Raw genomic sequence first — 5,855 nt, 5'->3', positions numbered from 1 at the left:
TGTGGCTTTTTTCTGAAATTGGTAATTTATATTGGTAAGGTTTATTGGTAACAATTATTTTGTTAATTGGTTGATACATTGCTTTTAATTGAGTATATTCAAAACAACAATTGCATAACATAAATATAACAGGCAATTCTCAATCACATGCTCGCTCAAAAAACAACGGAGAACTCGATATGTCGTTGATATCAAGGAAACATAGAGACTTAAGTAATCAGGAGGAGCAATTTAGGCTTTCGCCTGTTGCAAAATTGGTGAAAGCTGCAGTTTTCGTCTCTTTAACCAGCTCATTGGCATTTGCTGCCCAAGCTCAAGAGTCGTCTGCGCCAACGTCTGCTGACGTCGATGATGAGTTGGAAATCATCAACGTAGTTGGTACACGTAAAACCATTCAAGACCAAATCGCCATCAAGCGTGAAGCGACTACTGTTGTTGATGGTTTATCTTCGGATGACATTGGTGAATTACCAGCTCTGTCAATTGGAGAAGCGCTGGAGTCGATTACTGGTGCGGCGTCTCACCGTGAAAATGGTGGCGCCACTGAAATCACGATTCGTGGTCTTGGTCCGTTTTTGAGTGCAACCCATATCAATGGCCGTGAAGCCACTAATGGTAGTGGTGACCGTTCAGTTAACTTCTCACAGTTTCCGTCGGAGTTGATGAGAAAAGTAGCCATTTATAAAACTCAAGATGCATCGATGATCGAAGGTGGTGTTGCAGGTGTTATTACCTTAGAAACCGTGCAGCCCTTAGATTTTGGCAAGCAGCGCATTCAAGGCGAAGTGAAGCTTAATTACAATCCTGATGAAGGTAATATCGACAATTCTTTACAAAGTGATGTGGGCTACCGCGGCACCTTTAGTTACGTTGATCAATTTGAACTAAACAATGGCCAGTCTCTTGGGGTTTCGCTTGGTGTACAGCGCCAAGACATCAGTCAGCCAGAGGCAGAATACCGGAGCTCAAGTCCAAGCGGTACATCGCTATGGCCTTGCTTAAACGATCCATCTAACACCAATGAAGGTTTTTACCGCAGTAGTGCTGGTGACTGTGAAGACCAAGTGTCAGGTAGCAGTAATCAAGGGTATCAGACAGGCATAAACCCTGAAACTGGCAAAGCGTACAGTGATGGTACGCCTTATGCCTGGACTGGCAGTAGCCGTAGCTATCGTCAAAATGAAACCCTAGATGAACGTGATGCGTTTTTCTTAGCAGTGCAATATCGCCCAACTGACGCGTGGGATATTAATATTGATGCGCAACTATCAGATCGAACTCAAGAAGAAGCCCGTCATGATTTGATTTGGCTGCAAAAGCGCGTTACGCCAGGAGTAACAGGTCAAAATCTCATTACTAATGAGGTGGGCGGCATACTGCACTGGGAAGGCGAAGAGCGATTTGAATCGGCCGGAGAGCAATTCTCACGCGAAGAAAATTATGTTGGTTATGGCATCAACATTGAGCATTACACGACAGATGCTTTAACTATTAACCTTGATCTTGCTTATTCACAAACCAAACGTGAAGAGCTGCAAATATCCAACCGCGGCAGAACGGCAAATCGTCCATTCTTTACTTGGGACATGGGAGAGTATATTCCTTCCATTACCGTCACTGATTTTGACGTAAGCGATATAGCTAACTTCACGGATAGCCTACGTACCCGCCTTGACCGTGAAAACGTTCGTGAAAATGAAATTATGTCTGCTCGCTTAGATTTTGAGTACTTGCTTGATTCAGGTATGTTCAGAGCAGTTAAAGGTGGTTTGCGTGTGTCTGAATTAACCTTTTTGCAATTAGGTGGCACTGAAGGTACGGGTTCAAGAACCGAATACGCCTTAGATTCATCCGCCCCTGAAGCACTGGGTATACTCGAAAATTGTCAGATTGATTTCCCTGAAAGCAGCTTTTTATCATCGGTGTCAGACGGCAATCTGATTACCAACGTTGATAGTGATGGAAATGTAATTAGTAGCGGCACAGGCTCGTCTTGGGCAACCTATGACAATGTCTGTTTTTCACAAGCCGTTGTCAGCTTGAGTGGTGGAGACTTTGCGTATCCCGAGCTTGAGTATGAAAATGCGGGCACAATTGATGTTACCGAAAAAACCAAAGCCATCTACACCATGGTTGATTACGATACTGAAATGTTTGGAAAAATCGTTCGTGGTAATTTTGGCCTACGTATCGTAAACACTGAAGTCACCTCTGTTGGATTTAGAAGTAGTTTCAACGTATTAGTTGATGAACAAGGCATCCTCAGCTTACAAAAAAATGCAATTAACGAGAGCATTGTAGGAGGTGGTAGTTACACTGAGGTATTGCCAAGTTTTAATTTCGTGATGGATTATTCTGAGGATGTCTTGTTACGTGCGGGTATTTATCGTGGTATGTCTCGTGCCAACCCCGGCAACCTTGGCTATAGCCGCGATTTTCAAACGGATGATGATTTAGCGCCGACCTCGATTGCTGATTTGATTGTTGGGGTAAATGGATCGGGCAACCCCGATACTAAACCGCTCATGTCGTGGAACTACGACCTTGCTGTTGAATGGTATCCCAATGAAGACTCGATTGTTGCACTTGGTCTTTATTACAAGCAATTCCAAGGCGGTTATCAGCAAACTACTGTGCTTGAAAACTTCAATATTGAAGGACAAGACTACTCTTTACCTATCACTAACTCAGTAACCACCGACGATGAGTCTGAGATCATCGGCCTTGAAGCGTCACTTGCCTATCGTTGGGATAGTGGCATTGGTATCAAGCTAGGCTACAACTATGCGGATTCTAATTTTGAGTTTGAAGACAGTTTGTACGGTGACACCTTTGTTACCGACGTAGAGGGTAATACAACTCAGCTAACCGCTGGCATCATCGAGCCTGCGGGTGTACCTGGTTTCTCTGAGCACGTGTTCAGTGGGCAGTTGTATTATCAAGTGGGTGATTTTGATACGGCACTTATTTACAAATACCGCAGCGACTACTTCCAGCCTTACACCACTGACGGCACACGTTTACGTTACGTTGATGAAGTAGGTGTGTGGGAAGCCCGTGCGTCTTACAAAATCAATAGCAACATTCGTGTGAAAGTCGAAGCGATTAACCTATTCAGTGCACCTAAGTCACAAGATTTCTTTGTTCGGAATAATTTAGGTGAGGTCAATGATTATGGTCCGCGTTTATTCGCTGGAATTAGCCTTAAGTATTAACCGAATCTAATCAGTGCTTAGTCAGGACGCAGCATAGTAAGGGTAAAACTCGCAAGCCAAGGCTGACGGGTTTTATATCGAATGCTTTGGGTTTGATTTGGATAAACCAACCAGCTCAAGGCAATTTTGCTCAAGCGCCTGATTCAGACACTTTATTCGCTAGAAGAAGTTAAAAATTTATAAATACAGTATTGGTAATAACAAAGCTATAGAAAGACAGTTTTTTTGTCATACCAATTCAATTAACACTATGTTGGCATTTACCACCTGTGGTGGATAACTAAGCAACGTAATAGAACTGAAACTTTCAGGAGTAGAAAGCATGGTTAATAAGTCACTTATATCCATCATCGTCGCGACCACCTTAGTGGGTTGTGGTGGTGGTGATAAAGACGAACTGGACGGCAATAGTAGAGGAAGTATCGCAATCACTGGTGGCGACTTAATTGCAGGTGCCACACTGACTGCATTAGCGACTGATGCAGACGGAATCAAAAATGACACCCTAGTTTATGCATGGTCTACAGGCGCAACTGGCTCGTCTTATACCATTACCGAAGCAGACGAGGGTTCAATTATTTCGGTATCGGCTCGATACACCGATGAAAAAGGTATTACCGAAGGGGTAGGGGCTGCTACCTCCGTTGTACTGCCAACCCTAGAGGTAAGAGCTAAGGTTGTAAAAGGATCAGTAAGCGGTGCAAGCTGCGAACTATTTGCCGTCAATGATAGTGGGGTAGCGGTGACGCCTGCTCAAGCCTCAGCCACCTCCGATAATACCGGTGGACTGACATTTGCAGATGTTCACTTTGAAGGTACAGGCCTCGTTTCATGCACTGGTGGAACGTATACCGATGAGTCAAGCGGTGCAACCCTTGACGCCCCAGCGCTTAGAGCGGTGTTGAGTGTTGTTGAAAATTTAGGTCTGGATGATAATGGCGAAGCGATCCCATCACCCCGCTATGTGGTTTCTCCTTTGACTGAGATGGCCGTTCAGGCTTCTGGTGCTGATTTAAATGCTTTTGCAGATAATGCGGCAACTATCAATGCCCGTTTTGGTATTCGTTTTGATACAACAACAGTGCTACCCACAGAAGTAGGAGTGGTTACGCTTGGCGCTGAAGGTGCTGAAAATGCAGACCGTTATGGCTCAGCCTTAGCGCTTTTATCGCAACTCGATGCCGATAACACAGACAAAGACATGGCCGCTCTGATAGCCGATATTGCCGTTGATTTAGCAGATGGCACATTTTCAGAAGCAAACTTAGCTGCATTTGAAACAGCACAAGTAAACTTACAAACTACCTCTGCCGTTGCTAACGATCTAAATGACGCTTTACTTGACGTTATTGGCTCGGCTATTGGTTACAACAATACGCCAGTTGCAGCCGTCATTGAGGGGGCATTAAGCGGTACCGTAAAAAATACTACAACTACTCCTTTAACGGGCATAGTGACCGTTGTTGATCCAAATTTTGAAGAAGATGCCATTTTGGTTCAAAGCGACGTGGTACTCGATTTTGGTACATTCAGTATCAGTGCTCAAGGCGCTTGGTCGTATACCGTTGACGTCAATAATGAAACTGTCGCTAACCTTGAAGTCGGTAACTCTGTCAACGATACCGTTACCATCGCGTCAATCGATGGCACCACAGCAGAGATAGCAATTCGTATCGCAGCGCTAACCCAAGTGGTTAAACTGTCTGATCCCGGCAGTGACACAGGTGAAATTAAATTTAGCGTAAATAATTTACGTAAAGGTAAGCTAACTGCGACTTTCTTGAAAGACGAAACACTGGGTAGCGATGGCAATGTCAAAGATGCTTATATTACCCTTTACGGTAACAATGGTAGCTCGGCCAATGCTTTAATCGACTTACGTATTCAAGGCAATCAAACTGACAGTTTAGGTAATGCTATTGCGCCTAGATTCTTAGTGCGCAACACAGAAGCTGCTGCTTATCCTGGTGATATGGTCACAGCCCCCTTCGTTGAAGGTGAATTCTATGATATCGAAATTAGCTGGGACATGGATCAAACTGAACAACTCACCCTTACTATTAACGGTGAAGTAGTTGGTGGCGGTTCGTTTGTGACATCTGCCACAGGCGACTATTTTGCTGATGGTGTTCAAACAATTCAATTTAGATTTAGTGACAATGACAGAACCGTTCCTTTTGGTGCGTTCTTCGTTGACAACATTGCAGTATATTCAGATGTTGCCGGCACGGTAAGTGTATTTGCCGATGATTTTGAAAATTATAGTGAAGGTGAAACCTTAGACGGCGCTGGTAGCCTTTATAGTCCAGCTATCTATGCTGAGGTTGTGGTATATGATTCAGGTGATGGTACCGTTGAACCGACACCAGCCGCTTTCTTTAATCTAACTGCATCACTTCCCAGCGATCAAACAACAGCCTTGACCGGCACAGTCAGCGTAATCGACCCAGATGAAGGTGAAGCGTCAATAGCGCCAGCATCTTTTGCAACAACTTGGGGTGATTTTTCGATTCAAGCCGATGGTAACTGGACGTATACGCTAGATACGGCTAACGCAACTATTGCGGCCTTAGTTCAAGGTGAGAGCGAAACAGATACTATTTCTATTATGTCATATGACGGCACAATGGCTGACTTAGT

Annotated in this window: 2 protein-coding genes; both read left to right on the top strand. The window is 44.3% G+C overall.

The features are described 5' to 3' along the window. Window positions 1-188: 188 nt before the first annotated feature. The gene (locus NWQ57_RS02275; RefSeq protein WP_372340878.1) at window positions 189-3,215 is read left to right on the top strand and encodes a TonB-dependent receptor; all 3,027 of its coding nucleotides are present in this window, start codon (window positions 189-191) and stop codon (window positions 3,213-3,215) included. A 322-nt stretch (window positions 3,216-3,537) separates the two neighbouring features. Beyond that, the coding region (locus NWQ57_RS02270; protein ID WP_306020368.1) for a VCBS domain-containing protein at window positions 3,538-5,855 on the top strand (2,318 nt) is incomplete at its 3' end.

Origin of the sequence: Paraglaciecola sp., from assembly GCF_030730205.1 — a bacterium.
GTDB lineage: Bacteria > Pseudomonadota > Gammaproteobacteria > Enterobacterales > Alteromonadaceae > Paraglaciecola.
This window is presented reverse-complemented; position numbering and strand designations above follow the sequence as displayed.